The sequence below is a fragment of the Peptacetobacter sp. AB800 genome (genome assembly GCF_047807365.1).
GTDB lineage: Bacteria > Bacillota > Clostridia > Peptostreptococcales > Peptostreptococcaceae > Peptacetobacter.
Map to the genome: position 1 here is coordinate 1 of NZ_JBLOUI010000018.1, position 21,125 is coordinate 21,125.

The 21,125-nt window shown below is 28.7% G+C and carries 16 protein-coding genes, 1 pseudogene and 1 CRISPR repeat array; of the genes and pseudogenes, 8 read left to right on the top strand and 9 right to left on the bottom strand.

Annotated elements, in window-relative coordinates; all coding sequences use genetic code 11:
- The first annotated feature begins 434 nt into the window (after positions 1 to 434).
- Positions 435 to 1,643, top strand: coding sequence for an RNA-guided endonuclease InsQ/TnpB family protein (locus ACK2WN_RS06580; RefSeq protein WP_416155149.1), 1,209 nt, complete (start codon positions 435 to 437; stop codon positions 1,641 to 1,643).
- Positions 1,644 to 2,002: 359 nt separating this feature from the next.
- A CRISPR array of direct repeats spans positions 2,003 to 3,150; the repeat unit is 30 nt; unit sequence ATTTGATTAGAACCATATTGGAATGTAAAT.
- 131 nt (positions 3,151 to 3,281) lie between these two features.
- Here the strand turns inward: ACK2WN_RS06580 and ACK2WN_RS06585 are convergent.
- The 7 genes and pseudogenes from ACK2WN_RS06585 to ACK2WN_RS06615 form a co-directional block, all read right to left on the bottom strand.
- A complete protein-coding gene (locus tag ACK2WN_RS06585; protein WP_416155173.1) occupies positions 3,282 to 3,581 on the bottom strand; it encodes an FtsX-like permease family protein in 300 nt (99 codons plus the stop codon).
- A 176-nt stretch (positions 3,582 to 3,757) separates the two neighbouring features.
- Positions 3,758 to 4,980, bottom strand: a pseudogene (locus ACK2WN_RS06590) (IS256 family transposase).
- Between the two features lie 66 nt (positions 4,981 to 5,046).
- Positions 5,047 to 5,802, bottom strand: coding sequence for a hypothetical protein (locus ACK2WN_RS06595; RefSeq protein WP_416155150.1), 756 nt, complete (start codon positions 5,800 to 5,802; stop codon positions 5,047 to 5,049).
- Complete coding sequence (locus ACK2WN_RS06600) at positions 5,792 to 7,606, bottom strand: ABC transporter permease (RefSeq protein WP_416155151.1); 1,815 nt, start codon at positions 7,604 to 7,606, stop codon at positions 5,792 to 5,794. Before ACK2WN_RS06600 ends, ACK2WN_RS06595 begins: the two co-directional genes overlap by 11 nt.
- A gap of 2 nt (positions 7,607 to 7,608) precedes the next feature.
- Entirely contained in the window at positions 7,609 to 8,286 is a 678-nt protein-coding gene (locus ACK2WN_RS06605; protein ID WP_416155152.1) for an ABC transporter ATP-binding protein, read from the bottom strand.
- 72 nt (positions 8,287 to 8,358) lie between these two features.
- Complete coding sequence (locus ACK2WN_RS06610) at positions 8,359 to 9,414, bottom strand: sensor histidine kinase (protein ID WP_416155153.1); 1,056 nt, start codon at positions 9,412 to 9,414, stop codon at positions 8,359 to 8,361.
- Between the two features lie 3 nt (positions 9,415 to 9,417).
- On the bottom strand, positions 9,418 to 10,104 hold the full coding sequence (locus ACK2WN_RS06615; protein ID WP_416155154.1) for a response regulator transcription factor: 687 nt from the start codon (positions 10,102 to 10,104) through the stop codon (positions 9,418 to 9,420).
- Positions 10,105 to 10,336: 232 nt separating this feature from the next.
- Between ACK2WN_RS06615 and ACK2WN_RS06620 the strand changes: the two genes are divergently transcribed.
- The 7 genes from ACK2WN_RS06620 (at position 10,337) to ACK2WN_RS06650 (ending at position 17,134) form a co-directional block, all read left to right on the top strand.
- Positions 10,337 to 11,071 (top strand): hypothetical protein, encoded by a 735-nt coding sequence (locus ACK2WN_RS06620; protein WP_416155155.1) that lies wholly within the window; start codon positions 10,337 to 10,339, stop codon positions 11,069 to 11,071.
- 140 nt (positions 11,072 to 11,211) lie between these two features.
- Positions 11,212 to 11,913, top strand: coding sequence for a lantibiotic protection ABC transporter ATP-binding protein (locus tag ACK2WN_RS06625; protein WP_416155156.1), 702 nt, complete (start codon positions 11,212 to 11,214; stop codon positions 11,911 to 11,913).
- A gap of 16 nt (positions 11,914 to 11,929) precedes the next feature.
- Positions 11,930 to 12,709 carry a lantibiotic immunity ABC transporter MutE/EpiE family permease subunit gene (locus tag ACK2WN_RS06630; RefSeq protein ID WP_416155157.1) on the top strand — a complete coding sequence of 260 codons (780 nt, stop codon included), beginning with the start codon at positions 11,930 to 11,932 and terminating at the stop codon, positions 12,707 to 12,709.
- A gap of 20 nt (positions 12,710 to 12,729) precedes the next feature.
- Positions 12,730 to 13,494 carry a lantibiotic immunity ABC transporter MutG family permease subunit gene (locus tag ACK2WN_RS06635; protein WP_118549131.1) on the top strand — a complete coding sequence of 255 codons (765 nt, stop codon included), beginning with the start codon at positions 12,730 to 12,732 and terminating at the stop codon, positions 13,492 to 13,494.
- A gap of 1 nt (position 13,495) precedes the next feature.
- Positions 13,496 to 14,188, top strand: a complete 693-nt coding sequence (locus ACK2WN_RS06640; RefSeq protein WP_416155158.1) for a response regulator transcription factor — start codon at positions 13,496 to 13,498, stop codon at positions 14,186 to 14,188.
- 5 nt (positions 14,189 to 14,193) lie between these two features.
- A complete protein-coding gene (locus ACK2WN_RS06645; RefSeq protein WP_416155159.1) occupies positions 14,194 to 15,639 on the top strand; it encodes an ATP-binding protein in 1,446 nt (481 codons plus the stop codon).
- A gap of 94 nt (positions 15,640 to 15,733) precedes the next feature.
- Complete coding sequence (locus ACK2WN_RS06650; protein ID WP_300529743.1) at positions 15,734 to 17,134, top strand: MATE family efflux transporter; 1,401 nt, start codon at positions 15,734 to 15,736, stop codon at positions 17,132 to 17,134.
- A 194-nt stretch (positions 17,135 to 17,328) separates the two neighbouring features.
- On the opposite strand, the gene ACK2WN_RS06655 is transcribed toward ACK2WN_RS06650, so the two are convergent.
- Both ACK2WN_RS06655 and ACK2WN_RS06660 read right to left on the bottom strand, forming a co-directional pair.
- Entirely contained in the window at positions 17,329 to 19,422 is a 2,094-nt protein-coding gene (locus ACK2WN_RS06655) for a PRD domain-containing protein (RefSeq protein WP_416155160.1), read from the bottom strand.
- 72 nt (positions 19,423 to 19,494) lie between these two features.
- Positions 19,495 to 20,910, bottom strand: coding sequence for a hypothetical protein (locus ACK2WN_RS06660; protein ID WP_416155161.1), 1,416 nt, complete (start codon positions 20,908 to 20,910; stop codon positions 19,495 to 19,497).
- Positions 20,911 to 21,125 lie beyond the last annotated feature (215 nt).

Genomic DNA, 21,125 nt, shown 5'->3' on the forward strand with positions numbered 1-21,125 from the left:
CTAAAAGAGGATTAATAAGTTGCTTAGATTATTATATGAAATTGAACCGCGGAGTGCCGAACGGCACGCTCCGTGGTGTGAGAGGGGCTACAAGTTAGCCCCTACTTAATTCTAATTTAAAATAATACCCCTCTAGCTCTCCAGGCTTCGACGCCTCGTACATTAAACTAATACATTTAAATGTTACGAGGCGTCTGTAGGTTGTCGAATTGAGAGGGGTATTTATTTTAAAATTTACCAAAGAATAATCTCTGCAAAATATTGCATACAGCCATTATTTAATAAATAGAGAATTATTTTATATAGTAGAAAAAATTCTGTTTAAAATATATAATAAATATAATGAAATAAAAATCTGCGAAACATTTAATATTAAAAATTGTGTTTGATATATAAAATTATAATGTGTATATAAATTTGTGGGGAGTAAATTTATGATAACAGTAAGAAAATTAAAATTAACGATAATTAATGATGATGAAACAAAAAGAAATGAACAATATAAATTTATAAGAGATTCACAATATGCTCAGTATCAAGGATTAAATTTGGCTATGAGTGTATTAACAAATGCTTATTTATCTGCTAATAGAGATATAAAGAGTGATTTATTTAAGGAAACTCAAAAGAACTTAAAAAACAGTAGTTCTATATTTAATGATATTCCTTTTGGAAAAGGAATAGATAGTAAATCATCTATAACACAAAAGGTGAAACAAGATTTTAGTATCGCTATAAAAAATGGATTAGCTGGAGGAGAAAGAAATATAACAAATTATAAAAGAACTTTTCCTTTAATGACTAGAGGAAGAGATTTGAAGTTTTCTTATAAAGATGATTGTTCAGATGAGATAATAATAAAATGGGTTAATAAAATAGTGTTTAAGGTGGTAATTGGCAGAAAAGATAAAAACTATTTAGAATTAATGCATACGTTAAATAAGGTGATTAATGGAGAATATAAAGTTGGTCAATCGAGCATATATTTTGATAAGAGCAATAAACTGATATTGAATTTAACTTTATATATACCAGAAAAGAAAGATGATGACGCTATAAATGGTAGGACTTTGGGGGTAGATTTAGGGATAAAATACCCAGCCTATGTATGTTTAAATGATGATACTTTTATACGCCAGCATATTGGAGAAAGCTTAGAGTTATCAAAACAAAGAGAGCAATTTAGAAACAGAAGAAAAAGATTACAACAACAATTAAAAAATGTAAAAGGTGGCAAGGGTAGAGAGAAGAAACTAGCAGCTTTAGACAAAGTAGCAGTATGTGAAAGAAATTTTGTTAAAACATATAATCATACTATAAGTAAAAGGATAATTGATTTTGCTAAGAAAAATAAATGCGAGTTTATAAATTTAGAACAATTAACTAAAGATGGATTTGATAATATAATTCTTAGCAATTGGAGTTATTATGAACTTCAAAATATGATAAAATATAAAGCAGATAGAGAAGGTATAAAAGTTAGATATGTTAATCCAGCATATACATCTCAAAAATGTAGTAAGTGTGGGTATATAGATAAAGAAAATAGACCTACTCAGGAAAAATTTAAATGTATTAAATGTGGTTTTGAGCTTAATGCGGATCATAATGCAGCTATTAATATTTCAAGATTAGAAGAATAATATTTATATAATTTTTAAATAATAATGGTTCTATAGGCGATTTAGCGTCTAAAGGTTGAGGTATAAGACAAAATGGTTAAGGTTTCGACCAACTAACTACTTATCCACTCGATAAACGGTAAAAACTCATACTAATATTCTTTATAGATAACGTGGTATGACATTCCAAGAATTATATAAATTGTCGACCTTAGATAATGTAAAATACCTAGGAGATAGACAAAATGAGATATTGCAATAGTTGGATTTGTTTTTTATCAAGAAGGACTATTTTTTACTTTGGAAAATATATGTTTATTTGTAGGTAGACAAATAGTATATCTGTATATGTTGCAATTGCTAGGTTTAATATATAACGTATTTGATTAGAACCATATTGGAATGTAAATAGACAATGCAATCTACTTTGTAGAAATAGAAAATACATTTGATTAGAACCATATTGGAATGTAAATCCGCTCCAACTTAATACGGTTTTCATATTGTTTTTTATTTGATTAGAACCATATTGGAATGTAAATTAGTCATTGTCTGTAATGCAGTTCATATCATAATCGATTTGATTAGAACCATATTGGAATGTAAATCGAATTATAGATAAAAAAGTAAAAGAATTTTTAAATTTGATTAGAACCATATTGGAATGTAAATTCTTTCGAAAAATCTAACGAAGTTGAAATAGTACAGATTTGATTAGAACCATATTGGAATGTAAATCTTCTATATTCTGTATCTGCAGTATAGTATTTTCCGATTTGATTAGAACCATATTGGAATGTAAATGTTTATTTTGATGGTATAGAACTTGACGAAGATGATATTTGATTAGAACCATATTGGAATGTAAATAACGGAGATGATTATTTAGTTCATAATAAATACCATATTTGATTAGAACCATATTGGAATGTAAATTAATAAATGATGGAAGGTATAAATTCGAAAATGCAAATTTGATTAGAACCATATTGGAATGTAAATTTTTATTAAGGTAATTTAATTGTCTTTGTTCTCTATATTTGATTAGAACCATATTGGAATGTAAATATTTTCAATATATTTAGGTATAGTTAAATGTAATTCATTTGATTAGAACCATATTGGAATGTAAATTGAAGAAATATTTAATGATGCAATTATGGTTGTTATTTGATTAGAACCATATTGGAATGTAAATAAATTTATAGTTATCCACGAAACAGATAATACAGAATTTGATTAGAACCATATTGGAATGTAAATCTTATTTTCCCACCCAACGGGGAAGAATACGTGGTTCATTTGATTAGAACCATATTGGAATGTAAATGGTGTTTATGGAGATAGGGGAATATACTAGCGAAGGATTTGATTAGAACCATATTGGAATGTAAATGAATATGATTGGCAACAGATGCAAGAAATACGTTATATTTGATTAGAACCATATTGGAATGTAAATGTTCTAGAAAACTGTAATAAAGTTATAATGAAAGTTATTTGATAAGAACCATACTGGAATGTAAATTATGTATTGCATATTGTTGACCAAGGTCCTATTGAATCTGACTAGAACTATTTTATGACAATTATGCAAATTAATATTTTTTAGCCAAGAAAACCAACATACGAAAGTTTTCTTGGCTATTCTTTTAAATACTATTCCCTAGACTGCATTTGTTCTATCAATGACTGTTGTCTATATTTTCTAATTGACCAAGTTGCCAAAACAAACTCTAAGATAAATAGAACTAATACGAATAATCCCATATCAAATATAGGGAACTGATAAGGAAGTACTCTACCCGCAAAAGCTGCAGTACTTACTTTTCTACATGCGACTATAGAAATAGGAGTACCAACAATCACCGTAACAATTGTTGCAGCAAACAAGTAGCATAGACCTTCAGTTACATACATTTTGTAAAGTTGCTTTTCAGTTAAACCTATAGAGGGTATATAAAATTTTTTCTGTAAATAAGCCCTCTATGGCTTAAACTACCGTTAGGTAGTATAATAGACTTAAAATAATTTATGAATAAATGGCTAACGCCCTTTAAAACATAATATTATTTATTTTGTTGCAAGTCAAGAAAACCAGCTAAAAAAGCCGGCTTTCTTGACTTTTTTAATTATTACAATCTATCTTCATACATTATTGAAAGTTCTCCATAAATATATCCCCAGTTTCTAATAGGCATACTCCATTTTTTGCTTATTTTTTCAACTGATAGATATAGTGATTTTTCTAAGGAAATCTTGTTTGGAAAAACAGTTCTTTTTTATTTATTTTTCTAAGCTGCGAATTTACACTTTCAATGGCATTTGTAGTATAAATTACCTTTCTAGTTTCTGGTGAAAATTTAAATATCGGTATAATTGAATCCCAGTTACTAAACCAAGATTTCATAGAATTTGGATATTTTTCATTCCATTTTTCTGAAGTACGTTCTAAATTAGCTAGAGCCTGTTCTTCATTAATGGCATGATATATTGTTTTTAAATCATTAGCAAATTCCTTTCTATCTTTGTATGATACATATTTTAATGTATTTCTAACTTGATGAACAATACATCTTTGATATTCAGTATTTGGAAAAGCGGAGCTTATCGCTTCTTTTATTCCTGATAGTCCATCAGCACAAACGATTAAAATATCTCTTACACCTCTATTTTTTAATTCATTTAGCACAGAAAACCAATACTTAGAGCTTTCAGTATCTCCAATATACAATCCTAGAATTTCTTTGTATCCTTCGGAACTTATACCAAGAATTACATAGACAGCTTTTTTCTTAACAGAACCATTTTCTTTAACAGAGAAATGGATAGCATCTATATATACAACAGGATATACACTTTCAAGAGGTCTATATTTCCATTCTTCGATTTTAGGTATTATTTTATCAGTTACATCTGAAATCATTCCTTCAGATAGTTCAAATCCATAAATATCCTCTATTTGAGAAGTTATATCTCTATTACTCATGCCTAAAGCATACATATTTATTATTTTTTGCTCTATTTCAGAAATATCCTTTTGTCTTTTTTTGACAATTTGAGGTTCAAAAGAGGAATCTCTATCTTGAGGAACATCAATTTCGTATTCTCCCATTCCAGATCTAACTCTTTTTGTTTTATATCCATTTCTTGAATTGGTATTTTCACCACGTTCATATTTTTCATATCCAAGATGCTCATTCATTTCAGATTCAAGCATCTCTTGAATAGTATCACCTAAAAGATCTTTAAGTGCATCCTGAATGTCTTGAGCGGTTTTAATTTCATATGTTTTAATTAGCTCCGCTATTATATTTTTCTTTTCTGGATTTAATGGTTCTCTTTTCTTTCTGCCCATAAAAAATCGCCTCCTATGATTAATTTGATATTACCATAGAAGGCGATTAAATTTACAGACTTTTTTTCATATACTCCCTATAGAACGTAAAATACTATTTTCTACCTTCCTAGATATTTGATTAGATAAAGTTGTATTAATTAGATTAATAACACCAAATAAGAAAATTAACCAAGATAAAATTTGTAACCCACCAAATGAAACATCATTAACTATTTTCTCATATTCAACTTGTTCCTTAAACTTATCCAAAGATAAATTATTACTTTCTACAACAATATTATCGAGTGCTTTTTCTACAGATTTTTCTTTTTCAGGGTCTATTACAACACTCCAAGAATAATTATAATTATCTATATTTGGAAATGCTTTATCAAAAATTGATTTTGGAGCAAAGAATTGAGTTGAGTCAGTAGCCAACTTATCATGTCCATTTGTTACTTTAAGATGATCATAAAGACCTGAAACTGTTACTGTAATAGATTTTTTATCTAAAATTAAATTCACTTTAGAACCTACCTTTATTTCTGGAAAGTGATTAGATATAAGCTTAGCTACTAAAATACTATTAGAATCAGTAGGCATTTTCCATTCTATAAGATAGTCTTGTATTTCAGAAAATTTTTCATCAGTGATAATATCACACATTCCAGCGATACCAGAAGAAGTTTTAGAACTTGTAATCCTAGCAAAAACAGCTTGTCGATCTTTAATAACATTTGTAACTCCATCAATAGATAATATTTTTTTCTTTAAATTATCATTCAAAGGATTACCTGATGAGAAAATCTCTTGTCCTTTTCTATTTACTTTATAATTCATTAATTGTATCTCTTATATCCGTATTACATATACGTTTTATAGGATAATAAACTGCTAAAACAGAAGCTCCTACTACAAATAAGAATATAAGCACGAGTGAATTGATAGGTAGCGTCCACTTAGCATAGGCGAAATGAGAAGAAATCAAAAAGTCATAAATAAACTTACTAATAGGCAACCCTATAACACATCCAAGAACACATCCACACAACGAATATGTAAATGCCTCAGATGAAATCATCCTAACTATCTGCTTATTACTAACACCTATAGCACGCATAGAGCCATACTGATTCATTCTTGCACTGACACTCATCGAAATACTGTTCATAATATTTATAACAGAAACCACTATGATAACTGCCAGGAACCCGTAAATAAATAGCTTAAATGCAAGGAAAGTAGCAGATGTATCTTGATCTCTCATATCATTAAAAACATATCTATTATTTAAAAGATTTTCTATTGATAAAATATCTTGTCCAGAAAATTCCCTTGAAGTTTTAATCATAACCAAAGAATAATCTGATATACCTGTAAGAGTTTTAAAAACTTTATCAGATGCGATAAATGTTATTTTTCCATCTGAAGCTCCATCTTGAGAAAATGGGTTAAGTTTTAATCTACCAGCTATCTCAAAATTTTTGCCATTAAGAAGTATTTTATCTCCAATATCTACATTATTTTTATCATCTGATATTACAAGGACATAGTTATCATTTGTAAATAATTTAGATAAATCACTGCCTTTTTCTAGCAAATCGTCTTTTTCAAGACATTCTAAGTCAAAATTTCCGTATGATATTAAATCGGATTTATTATTTACATCTAGATTTTTTCCTAATTTTGTAGGAACATCAAAAACACTTCTACGAGCAAATACTTTCTCAACGCCATTTATTGTCTCTAATTTTGATATTAAATTTCTATCCACCGAATTAGTTCCATTTTCACTTGAAATAGATAAATTATATGAATTTGAGAACTGTGGAACTAAATGTTCTACAAAATCTATCAAAACTGAAAATGATAAGAATAGAATAATGCTCAATGCAAAAGATCCAGACATAAGCCACATATTTTTCTTTCCAGATGTAGCGTGATTAACACCTAAAGCTGTTTCTATTTTAAAAAATCTACTATTAATAGATTTAGGTTTGTTTTCTAAATTGGATGAATTTGTATTAACTGCTGTGATAGGAGAGATTTTAGATGCTTTTTTAGCAGGTGAGTTTGAAGAAATCAACACTGTTACAAGCCCTAAAACAACTCCACTTATTATCCCAATATAGCTAATTTTAAACATTGGTATTGTAGAAAACTCAAAACCTACAAAGTATTTCAATATCCCACATAGTACCCAAGTACACAATATCCCAAATACTAAACCTATTGGAATACCTACCTTACACCAGTTTAAAGCTTCTAATCTTACAAATGTTTTTATCTGCTTTTTACTCATTCCTATGCAGCTCATCATTCCAAAGAACTTTATTCTTCTAACAACTGTACTATTTATACTGCTTGAAATCATAAGTATACTAGCTAAAGAAACTAATATGAATAGGAAAATAGCTACAGAGAATAGATTTTGAACAGTTGAGCTATTTTGCAATAGATAATCAATACTAAAATCGGCATGAGTAGAAGCGAGATTTTCATATTCCATTCTTACACCCATTTCAGCCATACTAAAAATAGCTGTAACTAAGAAAACAGAACAAGTAATACACATTATTGTAAGTCTGTTTTCTCTTTTGTGAATTTTAGAAGATATAGGTATTAAACTAAGATAACTTTTCATAATTAATACCTCCCAAAATCTGTAAGGATACCATCAGATACTTCAATTATTCTATTTGCAGCCTGTGCAATTCCATTACTGTGGGTAATCATAATAATTGTCTGTTTGTATTTTTTAGCAGCATTTTTTAATAAAGTAATAACTTCGCTGCTGTTTTTAGAGTCCAAGTTTCCAGTTGGCTCATCAGCGAGTATTAAATCAGGTCTAGTTATTAAAGCCCTCCCAATAGCAACTCTCTGTTGTTGCCCACCAGATAACTGACTAGGAAGATGATTTCTTCTTTCAGTCAAATTTAATACAGAAAGTATCTCTTCAAGATAGTCCATATCAGGTTTTTTATAGTCCAATAAAATAGGGAAGATTATATTCTGTTCTACAGTTAGCTCTGGAATTAAATTGAAATTTTGGAAAACAAAACCTATATTTCTTCTTCTAAAAACAGTTAGCTTTTCATTATCCATATTAAATATATCGTTTCCATCTATAAAGACTTTTCCAGATGTAGGAGTATCTATTCCACCAAGTATATTTAAAAGAGTACTTTTACCAGATCCAGACTCTCCAACTATTGCTACAAATTCTCCTTTAGAAACAGAGAATGTAGCATCTTTTAAAGCTTCTACTTTTGTATCTCCAGCACCATAAGTTTTAGAGATTGATTTAACTTCTAATAAATCCATATTTATCAACACCTCTCTTTATTTGATACTGAAAGTTTAACATCTAAACATTACTTAGATATTACTTCAATCCTACAATTTTGTAGGAATTGAAAAATTAATAGTGAATTTAGTGTAGTGACCTAAGCTACTATCAACTTCAATAGTTCCATTATGTTCTTCAATTATAGATTTTGCAAGGGGTAGACCAAGTCCAATACCTTGAGTATCCTTAGAAAATCTACTTCTATAAAATCTCTTAAATATGTGATGTAAATCTTCTGGGTGAATTCCACTTCCATTATCCTTTATAATAATTTGTATTATGGTTGGTAATTTTCTCCATTCAACATTGATACTGTTTCCGGATTTTGTATGGTCAAAGGAATTTTTTATAATATTTTCCAATGCCTCAATTATCCAAGATTTATCACATAATATTTCCATATCATCTCCAGTAAATGTTAGGGATTTATTCTCGGATTTAGCTCTATATGAGAAGTCATTTTCTATGGAGTACATTATATCAGAAAGATTTTCAGAGTTTTTTTCAAAGGATAGTGTATCAGCATCAAGTTTAGTTATTTTAAGCAAGTTTTGTACTAGGTTTTCTATTCTGTCTAATTCTTTTTCTGATAGATTTGAAAACTCTTGAATTGTATCAAGTCCATCTGCTTCACCTTGAATTATTCCATTATAAATATTTAAACTAGCAATAGGGGTTTTTAGCTGATGAGATATATCAGAAATTGTATTCTTCAAAAATACTTTGGACTTTTCTTCATTTTTAACATTTGCATTTAATATTGATACTATTGAATTTATCTCGTGAAATAGCCTGTATAGATTTCCCTCGTAATTGCAATCTATTCTAGCATCTTGGTTTCCATTTATATAAGATTGAATCTGTTTGCTTGCATTATTTATAATTTTATTCTGTTTTACAAAATATTTATAAATGAGATATATCATAAGTAAGCCCATAATCAAATAATCAGCCATTATAAATAGATAAGTATTTGATTTAATGCTAAATAATATAAAAAGAGCAGTTACATTAAATACAATTAGAGTGAAAATAAGTTTTTTAAAAAGAGAAAGCACATCTCTGTCTGATAATATATTCATCATATTTTGTTTCTTATCCATAATTTAATCACCTACATTCCATTTATATCCCATTCTTCTTATGGTTACGATATTTGTAGGATTTGAAGGATCATCCTCAATCTTTTTTCTAAGCCTTCTTATATAAACTGTAAGAGTGCTGTTGTCTATAAAGTCGTTGTTTGAATCCCAAAGTTTTCCTAGTATTTGCTCTTGAGATAGGATAATATTTGGATTTTCCATAAATAAGCAAAGTAATTTATATTCTCCAGAAGTCAAATTTAAAGTTTCTCCGTTTTTTGTAACATCTCCATTTAATAAATTTACAGAAATTCCATTTGAATTAAGTACGGTATTTTTCTGATTGAAGTCATTACTTCTACGGATAATAGCATTTACTTTTGATAGGAAAACTGCTAATTTAAAGGGTTTTGTAATGTAATCGTCGGCACCCATATCAAGTCCCATTATTATATCTGTTTCTTCATCAGCAGCTGTTAAAAAAATTATCGGTATTTTTGAATTAAGTCGTATTTTTTCACATAACTGATATCCAGAACCATCTGGAAGAGAAACATCAAGAATTGCCAAGTCATATTTATTGTTTTGCCATAATTTTTCAGCTTCATCTATAGTTCTAGCGTTGTCAACTTCATATCCTTGTTTTTTAAGCGCAAAGGATAATCCACTAATAAGGCTTAAATCATCTTCAACAAAGAAAATTTTACTCATAAAAATTCCTCCTAAATATTTATTAATGATTTTATTATATACTTGAAAAAATTATTAAACAATAAAGCAGACTAAAAAGAAGGATTTTCTATAAACATATAGAAAATTAACAACAAGGTGGTGATATTCATGAAAAAATATCACTTTATTCTTATGGATGTAAGTGGATAAAGAAGATTCTGGATAACTAGAATAGCAATATAACTATAAAGATACAATGTGAGGAAAATTTATGAATAAAAATAATGAATTTAAAGAAAATGATTTAACAGATGAAGCTAAAAAAGGAAAAAGACTATTTATAATAGCGATACTTTGCTTTTTAATAGCATTTGGATTTATACTTTGGGCTGCAATAGTTCAAGACAATAATGTAAAAAATAGCGATATAATTGGGATTGTTGGATTTTTAGGATTTGGTGTAGCTTCTGTAATTGTAATGATAAAAGCATTTCCTCTAATTCTATTGTATGAAAGCGATAGAGTATGGAATGAATACGAGCAAAAGGAATTATATAAAATAAGCTTTGTAAATAGAAATACATTAGAAGAAAAATTAATAAATAAAAAATTTAAGCCGTATAACGGATACTATAAAAGAAAGAAGTTTAGCTTTTTAAAGGACTCTATTACATATTACTTTAGATTTGTAGATACAAAAACAGTAAGTGGATGTGCAAAACGAGAGGTAAATGCATTTAAAAAAATTCATAAAAAAGAAAGAACAAGCTGTCTTTGTTTATTTGCATGTTTAGATGGATTAACTGACAGAGATTTACAAAATGTCAAGGATATTGGTAAAAAGTATATCGTACATGAAAATGTTCTAGATCCTCATCTGCGGGAAAATTATATAGTTGTCGCAGTAGATAAAACTACGGGAGAAGGGTATTTCATGGATATAGGAAAGAAACATAGAATATCTATATATCATCATGGATGCAAAATGATTAAAAAAATTTTATAAAACTTTAAAATATGGAAATACTGTTGCATTAATAATTAATATTTTGCAGCAGTATTTTTTTATTTTGTTATAATTTGGTTATTTTTTATTGATACTATCTAATCAAATAAAAGATATAAAATTTTGAAAGGATGGTATATATGAAAGAATTAATATTAGAAACAAAAAATTTATCAAAAGAATATAAAAATCAAAAGGCGGTAGACAAAGTTTCGTTAAACATAGAAAGAAATACAATATATGGTTTATTAGGACCAAATGGAGCAGGAAAGTCTACAATTTTAAAAATGATTGTTGGTTTATTAAAGCCTACAGATGGAGAAATAATTTTTAATGGAAATATATTGGAAAGAAAAGATTTAAAATATATAGGTTCATTAATAGAGTCGCCAGCACTTTATGGGAATTTAACGGCAGAAGAAAATCTTACAGTATATACAAAACTACTCGGTATACCTAAAACTAGAATAAAAGAAGTTTTAGATATTGTAGATTTGAAAAATACAGGTAAAAAAAGAGCTTCTCAGTTTTCGATGGGAATGAAGCAGCGATTAGGGATAGCAATAGCTCTTTTAAATAATCCAAAATTATTAATCTTAGATGAACCAACAAATGGTCTGGATCCATTTGGAATACAGGAACTTAGAAATCTTATATCTTCTTTTCCTAAAAAGGGGATAACAGTTATATTATCAAGTCACATACTTTCTGAAGTATCTCAAGTTGTGGATAAAATAGCAATAATAAACGAGGGAAAGTTACTTTTTGAAGGAATGCCAGATAAGGATGAAAATTTAGAAGAGTTCTTTACAAATACAATAGTAAAAAATAAAAATATGTAAATAAAGGAGATTTATTATGAATAGAATAGAAGCAGAAATATTAAAGTATAAAAAAACTATGATATCAAAATTAATATTGATTATACCTATATTTTTCGCAGTTTTTTCCATGGTAGTGCAAATAATAATTTCTGAAAATCCAGGAATTAAATTAGATATGGCATCAAAAGAGAGTTGGAAGATGTTTTTGACATTATCATTTAACTTTTGGTCTTTTATATTTATTCCTATGATATCAGCTCTTTTGGCAGGATTAGTTGCAAATCAAGAAAAGAAAGTAGGAAATTACAGAGCACTTTGTTGCCATGAGATTAGACCTTTAAAAATTTGGTTCTATAAGATAATAGGGATGGTAGTATATATGCTAATTGCAACAATAGTATTTATAGCAGTAGAAGTAGTAGCAGGTTCAATGAGTGCTGTAGGAAATATCTCGTTTATAAAAATATTAGTAGCTGCAATAGCTTGTTTTTTAGTATCAATATCAATTTTACCAATACAATTATTCTTTGCTACAAATTTTGGAATGATTATAAATTTAGCTGTGGGATTTGTCGGAATGTTAAGTGGTGTATTAATGGCTCCTGAAAAGTATTGGATACTTAATCCTTACTCATGGGCAACTAGACTTATGTGTCCATTGATAGGAGTTCATCCAAATGGGATAGCATTAAATCAAGGAGATCCACTATTGAATGGTGATGTAATTGGAATAGGGATTATCCTTTCTATGATAAGTTTTTCTATATTATTATTTATAACTGGAAAATTATTTGAGAAAAAGGAATTTAGATAAGGTACAAAAGGAGAGAAAAAATGATTAGTTTTTTAGAGGTTGAATGGTTAAAAACAAAAAGAAGTTTGATAAGGTGGATTGTATTTTTATCTCCAATAATTATCTCTGGATGTGCAGTATCATATCTAATATACAGAAAAGATATTTCAAACTACACTATCTATCAAAGTTTCTTTTCTATATGGTCTGCATGTATAATTCCGATTGGAGTTGGGATTATCACTGGATACCTAATATACGAAGAAAATTTATCTAATAGTTTTAATATAATACTTAGTAATGGGATAAATAGAAAAAAATTTTACTTGGCGAAATTTTTATTTTCAATTATTGCACAGGCTGTGTGTACATTTTTAGCTGTAATTATACTATGCTTGGGAATGAATGTATTAAATTCTAATAATCTAGATATAGCTTTATTTTTAAAAGCAAGTCTATTCAGCATTATAGGAACTCTGCCAATTATGGCAATACATTTAATAATAAGCTTTATATTTGGGATGGGAGCATCTATTGGAGCTGGAATATGTGGCTTTTTAGTAGCAACTTTAATTGGAACAACAGCTATAGGAGATAATATTTGGATGTTTGTACCCTGGTCTTATCCTGTAAAAATGAGTATGATTCCTTATATATTACAAATGAATAATACGGAACTATTAGCACAAATACAGAGTCAAATAAATTTATTATTTTTATTGAGTATAATTTTAAGTGCAATATTCTTAATAGTCGGTGTTATTTGGTATAATAATTGTGAAATAAGAGATAATCGAGGTGACTAAATTGAGTACAATTTTAATTATAGATGATGAAAAAGATTTAGTTAAATTATTGGGAAAAAAGATAAAAGACAATGGTCATGAAGTACTTGTAGCATTTGATGGAGAAGAAGGTATAGAAAAATCAAAGTTAAATCCAGATTTAATTCTTTTAGATATAATGATGCCAAAGATAGACGGATTTGAGGTATGCCAAAAGATAAGAGATAATGTTGTTTGCCCAATTATATTTTTGAGTGCAAGACAAAGCGAAACAGACAAGATAAGGGGATTTAATCTAGGTGGAGATGATTATATTACAAAACCATTTGGACTTAGAGAACTATTAGCAAAAATAGAGGCAAATTTAAGAAGAGAAAAAAGATCTCAATATTTGAATGAAGAAAATAAAAGAAGAAAGCTATACTTTGGGAATTTATCTTTAGATATAAAAGATAGAGTGGTTGAAGTTTGTGGTAAAGATATTCCTCTTACAAAGACAGAGTATGAAATTGTAGAGCTATTGGCATTAAATGCAGGACAAGTATTCACAAAAGAGCAGATTTATGAAAAAGTTTGGGGATATGATAAGGACGGAGATAATACAACAGTTGTTGAGATGATAAAAAAGATAAGAAGAAAATTCTCTACCATAAATGATACAGAACAGTATATATCTACAGTGTGGGGAATAGGATATAAATGGAATAAAAGGTGAAAAATATGATAAATAGCGCATTAGATAATTCAATAAAAAAGAGAAAATCATTAGCAGCTACGTTTAGACGCTCATTTGTACTTATAGTAGTGTTTAGCTTAATTTCAACAATAATTACATATCTGTTATCTATGTTATTGTTTAATTTTGCTCTTAATTCAGAGAAAATAAATCCAGCTAATTATTATGAAAATAAGATTCCAGCCATTGAAAAATATGTAGAGTCTAATGGAATAGATGTTTTAAAAAGGGATAGCGAAACGGAATTAAAGAATATTGTAAAAGGATATGATTTTTTCTATCAAGTTGTAGATATAAATAATGAAGAAAAGTATACAAATTTTGATAAGAAAGTGTTTAATGATAAGAGTGAATTTCAGAAATCAATTAATAAGACAATTCTAAAAAATAATTATTATGTAAATAGTATTCCTATATTTAATAAAGAAGGAAAATTAGAGGGTGCTGTTTTGATAATGTATAAAATCAGCTTGATTGCAGCTAATAGCAATAAAATTCTCCTAAGATTTATTAGTATATTTATAATATTAGTTCCATTTTTATACATTATTTTATTCACTATTATCCTATCTAAAAGAATTGCTAAGAAAATTTCAAGGCCAATAAATATTTTGGTCGATGGGACAAATAAGATAAAAGAAAAGAATCTAGATTTTGATCTTGATTACGACGAAGATGATGAGCTTGGAGATTTGTGTAAGGCATTTTCGGATATGAAGGATGAGTTAAAGGATTCTTTATCAAAGCAATGGCAACTTGAACAGGATAGAGTAGAAATGGTATCTTCATTGGCTCATGATTTAAAATCTCCACTGTCTATTATAAAAATTTATTCTGAAGCGATATTAGATGATAACAATATAAACGATGATACAAAAGAGTATATTGAGGTTATAGAAAAAAATATAGATAAGAGTATATCTCTAGTCCAGCAAATGCAGTACACTTCGGAAATAGATAATTCCAAATTAGAGATAAAAGAATTAGAAATTAATATAAGAGAATTTTTGGAAGAGAAAATAGAGGAATATAAATTGAAAGCAAATCAAAAGAAGGCGAGTGTTGGTTTGTGTGTAAGTACGGATGTACCAGAAGTAATTAATGTAGATGTAGAAAAGCTTGAGAGAATATTGGATAATGTAGTATCAAATAGTATTCAATATATAGATTTTGGTGGAAAAGTAGAAGTAAGTGCTCGTTTTGAAAATGATAAAATAATTTATTGTGTAATTGATGATGGAGTAGGATTTGATAAGGAAGATATCGATAAAGCTTTTGATAAATTTTATCGTGGTGACAAAGCTAGACAAGGTGTACACTCTGGACTAGGGTTGTATATTTCAAAGCAGTTATGTGAGATTTTAGGCGGAGAAATAAAAATATTTAATGTAGAAAAAGGTAGTAAAATAGAATTTTCTCATAAAATATAAGATTTTATAAGAAAATGTGTTGTAAAAAAATTTGTTATATCTCTAAAAATTAACTATAATAGTAACTGGAGAAATTTCAATTAGGAGGGATATAATGGATTTAAAAAATACAGAAGGATTAGAAACTAAGGAAGCCACCACAGTAGCACAATCCAAAGAAAATAAAAATCTAATGACGGAGGGAAATATTCTTAAAACGATACTAGTATTTTCAATTCCGTTGATACTTGGAAATCTGCTTCAGCAGATGTACAACACAGTCGATTCTATAATCGTTGGTAACTATGTAGGAAAGAATGCACTAGCAGCTGTAGGATCGAGTTCTCCTTTAATATTCTTATTAATTGCATTTGGACAAGGTATATCAGTAGGTTCAGGGGTAATAGTTTCTCAAGCCATAGGTGCAAATAATAAAAAAGATATTCAGTTATCAGTTCATACATCTTTAGCGATATCAGTTATTTTAGGTGTTATATTATCTGTTTTAGGATTTATTTTCACACCACAGTTATTAAAAATGATGAATACTCCAGCAGAAGTTATGGTAGAATCAGTAAAATATTTAAGATTGTATTCAATAGGACTTGTATTTAATATTATTTACAATATGGAAGCTGGTATTTTAAATTCAGTAGGTAATTCAAAACGTTCATTATTATACTTAGGAATTGCTTCATCAATAAATATCGTATTGGATTTAATTTTTATAAGAGGTTTAGGCTGGGGAGTAGAAGGAGCTGCAATAGCTACAAATATCAGCCAGGCAATAGCTTTTATAGTAACACTAATATATTTAATGAGGGTAAATGCAAACTATAAGGTAACTCTTTCAAAAATAAAAATGCACAAAAGTGTTGCAAAAAGACTGATAAAGGTAGGACTTCCAACAGGGATACAAAATATGATGATATCACTTTCAAACGTGTTAATTCAGTCTAGTATAAATGTGTTTGGACCTATTGCAATGGCAGGATTTAGTGCATATTTAAAAATAGATGGGTTCAATATATTGCCTGTTTTAAGTTTCAGTATGGCAAGCACTACATTTACAGGTCAAAACTACGGTGCTGGAAAAATGGATCGTGTTAAAAAAGGAATGTGGCTTACATTAGTAATGTCGATAATTTATACTATATTAACAGGCATATTGTTGTTAGAGTTTGATAATCAAGTTATACGGTTATTCTCACAAGAAAGGGATGTAATAGAAGCAGGAGTAAGAGCTATGAAATATTTCTGCCCATTCTATATGTTCTTAGGAATACTACATTCACTAGCAGGAACAGTAAGAGGTTTAGGAAAAACTGTTCCACCGATGATAATTATATTTATATCATTATGTCTGTTTAGGGTTATTTGTATATTATATGTAATACCAATGACTAGTATAGATTATGTATATGTACTTTATCCAATATCTTGGTTAATAGGTGCTATATTAATGGTAGCTTACTTTATAAAATCAAAACCATTCAAGAAAAAAACTACAATATAAATTTGCTACTAAAAAAGAGTGAATAAATCAAAATTTATACGTTAATAACTCTCGGGGATTGAAGTCATAGACAAACTCCTCTCCAGGCAATCAAGTTGCATTGTCGAGTTCGTTTTGTCTATGACCTTCAATCTACCAAGTTAGCTATTATCTCTATAAATTTTGATTTTATCCACTTTTTTAGTTAGTAAATTTTAATTTATTATTGATTTTAAGTATTTTTTAAGTATCTTACTCAAATAATCTTTTCCTACAGAAACATCCTCACTGTTAAGCACTTCAAGGAAAGCCGGATCTTCTATTAGCATCTCACTTATAAATCCTAGCAGCTTCCTATTCATATTAAGGTGTTTATCATCAGGTAGAAGCATTGTAATTATACAACTAATCCCTTTAAAATACTCATTTTCAAAAGAATTTCCGTCAGAAATACAAACCGACATTCTAATATGTTTAGTACCAGATGTCTTTGTATGGAATAGAGCAAATCCCATTTCAGGGAAGACCTGAGTAGCAATTTTTTCTCTAGCAACTATGTCTGACAGTATTATTTCTGAGTTGTCATCAGAATCAATTAATTTATCTCTTAAAACATCTAAATATTTTTCAAAATCTATATCTCTAGAAATAGATATTATATTGAAGTTTTCTAAAATCATTTTCATATGAGCAGTTAGGTTGTGAATTAAATCTAATTGATTGTAAAAGTCTAACCTATCTTCTGATTTATCTGGAGTTATTTCATATCTTCTTATATTTGCGTCTATATTTTTTATATCTGAATCAGTTATTAGAGGATTTATGAAAATAATATCGGCTCCATCAGGGACTTCCATATTTATATTTGAAACAAAGAAGTCCGTTTTTCTTATTGCATTTGAATCTATATCACCTTTTCCGTAAGTTTCTATAGAAATCCTATTTCCAAATACTTTTTCTAATTTTGTTTTTATAAATCTGGAGATACCTATACCACTTGCACAGACTACACCTACGTAAACAGTTCTTTTAGATAAGTTGTTCTGTTCAAGTCTAACCACTGCAGCTCCAAAGTGAACAGCCAAGAATCCTGTTTCAGACTCAGGTACTTTTAAATTTAATTTATCCTCCAGCATTGCGGTTACGTTTTTACATTTTTCAAATATATCAGGGTAGTCGCTTTTAATTTGGTCTAGTAGAGGGTTTCTTATTGCAAGTCCATTTGTAAGTCTTACTAGTGTTGGTTGCATATGTGCGATAAGTCCATCTATAAATGCGTCGTCCTGTTCAAGAATGTATGAAATATCTGGATCATATGATTCAATCATTTCATAAACAAGAGAAACAAGAGTATTATTTCTTCTAGAACCTTTAGAACTAGAAGTATTTTGCATTTTAGATGCCCTAATATGAAGGCATATATACGTAACTTCTATCTCAGGTATTTCTATGTTAAACTCTTTTTCAAGAGAAGAAGCTATTATCACAGCAAGAGAGTAATCTCTGTCGTGCTCGATATCTTCATCTAATCTGCTATCTGGATCAATTATCTCATTGTGCATTATTCTGTTGATTGCAATGGTTATGTGAATTACAAGTCCTGCATAAGAGCTATCTGTAAGGTTTGAAATCTGTTCGTTATTTAGATTGATTAAACAAGAGATAACTCTCTTCATAATATCTGTGTCGAGCAAGCTATATATATTTTTGCTGCTCTTGTTTTCTATTAATTTGATTAAATTGCTCTCTCTCATAGTGTTTTTATCGTTTTGAGTTAGTTTGTAAGATGATGTATATTCATCTATAAATGCCGTTAATGCTTTTCTATACGCTTTTTCTTTACCTTCAAGGTAAATTCCAAATCCTTGTTTTCTAACCAACGATAACTTAAACTTATCAAACCACTTTGCAACTTCATCAAGGTCATTGCTGACAGTTGCCTCACTTACACCTAACATATTTGCATAGTAGAATAGTTTTTGTGGCTCGCTTTCTTTTAATAATTCTAGTATTAGTTTTTTAATACGCTCATCTTTATTAGAAACATCTAAAGTATCATCTGCCATAAGTAGGGCAGTTAATTTTTCTTTGTCAGATTTATCACCCTCAATCCAAACACCAGTACCGGCTTTAGATTGGAATGATAAATTGTATTTCTTTAACGATGATTCTATATATTCAAGCTCCCTTTGAACAGTTCTCTTGCTGACACCAACGGAATCTGCAAGATATTTAACTGAAACAGGAGAGTCTTGCATTAGTAGATTTAAGGTAATTTGTCCAAGTCTTGGAGAAAAATCAGAAATCATAAGCAATCAATCCTTTCTTTTAAATATTGTAAATTATTTAGTTATTATAATTAAATATAGGTCAATTTTTAATTAGTCATTGTTTTTAATTTTTTCTATTATAGCTTTATACATATTTGAATCCATGAAATTTTCTACTTCTATAATTGTAGCGTATTCGTTGTAATCCCTAGCTTTTGTAGAAATTATCTTTTGGCATATCAATAAATCTGCATCTTCTGGAATTTCATCCACAGGCGATGATGAAACAGATATACCACCTAATCCGTTTTCAATCAGTATCTTTTTAAACATAGATGCAGCCATTACACTAGATCCAATTCCAGCATCGCATACAAATACTATATCTTCAACATATCCAAAATCTGGAAGGTTAAATTTATCCTCAAAAGATGTGTTTATTTCTTCTGATATATGATTTTCAGAGCTTATTTCTACAGTTTTATTTGATTTTATTTCTTTTGATTTATGAATATCTAGTTTTAAAATTACACAAGCTGATATGTAGCTTACCAACGTAGAAGTAGCTATTCCAATTAAGATTGCAAACCAATCAGAAGGCGAACACATCAAGAAAATAGTAATTATTGATCCTGGAGAAATAGCGCCTCTTGCACCTACATGAAGTAGGTAAAATACCAAGTTTCCAGACATTGCCCCTAAAATCAAGGCTATTAGTAGCTTTAAGTTTGACAATATTATAGGGAAGTAGATTTCATGTATTCCACCTATTGCCTGTACTGTCATACAAGATGCAAAGTATTTTCTTCTATCCTTATTTAAAATATAAAATGCTAAAAGAACACCAAGACCAGGTCCAGGGTTTGTTTCTAATAAGAAAAATACAGATTTTCCAAACTTAGCAGCATTTTCAACACCTGCAGGTATTAGGAAACCATGATTTATACTATTATTTAATGAAAAAACTTTAAGAGTTTCTATAATCGAAGTCGTTATAGGAAGTGTTTTTACATCAGTTAAATATTCAATTAAATTTGCAAAAAACAAATCTATATATAAAAAAATAGGTGCGAACACAAAATATGTAAGCGAAACTGTTATAACACCAACAGCACCGAAAAATATATTTTTGCTTATCATTTCAAAGCCAGTAAACTTATCAAATTTTATCTTTTCTTTTAAGTATCTACATAAAAGTCCGCACAATGTACCCATAAATATAGATGCTATAAAAGACGTGTATGCAGAGAAAATAGAAATTGATAGTCCGCACACAGCTCCAGTAAATGCACCTGAATCACCACCGATTTTTTTACCTGCATAATAGGCTAAAATAGTAGGAAGTAGATAACTATAACAAGACTGGCTTACTAGTGCCATTTTTTCATTTGGAAAGAGTCCAGAGTTTGAAAAGGCTAGCGAAATAAATCCAAGCATTATAAACAATGGAAGATTTGCAGCGATTATACTACTATAAAATTTAACTCCCTTAGAGAGAAGTCTTTTTAAATTATTACTCTCGTTCAATAAATTCACATCCTTTAGCTTTAATTTATAAATCTATTAAGTTTAATCAATTATCTTTCTTCTATAATTATACCAATAAAAGTATATCATTAAATTTGGCACTTATCCATAGTGCCAAATAAGGACTTTGTTTAAATTGAAAATGTTATCCTCGTGGAATTATAATATAGACATAGAGATAAGGGAAACAAAAAAATAAAATAAAAAATAAAGAA

Coding starts and splice junctions, on each gene's coding strand:
- ACK2WN_RS06580 (WP_416155149.1), top strand. CDS start 435: ATGATAACAGTAAGAAAATTAAAATTAACGATAATTAATGATGATGAA.
- ACK2WN_RS06630 (WP_416155157.1), top strand. CDS start 11,930: ATGAATAGAATAGAAGCAGAAATATTAAAGTATAAAAAAACTATGATA.
- ACK2WN_RS06650 (WP_300529743.1), top strand. CDS start 15,734: ATGGATTTAAAAAATACAGAAGGATTAGAAACTAAGGAAGCCACCACA.
- ACK2WN_RS06615 (WP_416155154.1), bottom strand. CDS start 10,104: ATGAGTAAAATTTTCTTTGTTGAAGATGATTTAAGCCTTATTAGTGGA.
- ACK2WN_RS06645 (WP_416155159.1), top strand. CDS start 14,194: ATGATAAATAGCGCATTAGATAATTCAATAAAAAAGAGAAAATCATTA.
- ACK2WN_RS06635 (WP_118549131.1), top strand. CDS start 12,730: ATGATTAGTTTTTTAGAGGTTGAATGGTTAAAAACAAAAAGAAGTTTG.
- ACK2WN_RS06600 (WP_416155151.1), bottom strand. CDS start 7,606: ATGAAAAGTTATCTTAGTTTAATACCTATATCTTCTAAAATTCACAAA.
- ACK2WN_RS06620 (WP_416155155.1), top strand. CDS start 10,337: ATGAATAAAAATAATGAATTTAAAGAAAATGATTTAACAGATGAAGCT.
- ACK2WN_RS06655 (WP_416155160.1), bottom strand. CDS start 19,422: ATGATTTCTGATTTTTCTCCAAGACTTGGACAAATTACCTTAAATCTA.
- ACK2WN_RS06610 (WP_416155153.1), bottom strand. CDS start 9,414: ATGGATAAGAAACAAAATATGATGAATATATTATCAGACAGAGATGTG.
- ACK2WN_RS06625 (WP_416155156.1), top strand. CDS start 11,212: ATGAAAGAATTAATATTAGAAACAAAAAATTTATCAAAAGAATATAAA.
- ACK2WN_RS06605 (WP_416155152.1), bottom strand. CDS start 8,286: ATGGATTTATTAGAAGTTAAATCAATCTCTAAAACTTATGGTGCTGGA.
- ACK2WN_RS06595 (WP_416155150.1), bottom strand. CDS start 5,802: ATGAATTATAAAGTAAATAGAAAAGGACAAGAGATTTTCTCATCAGGT.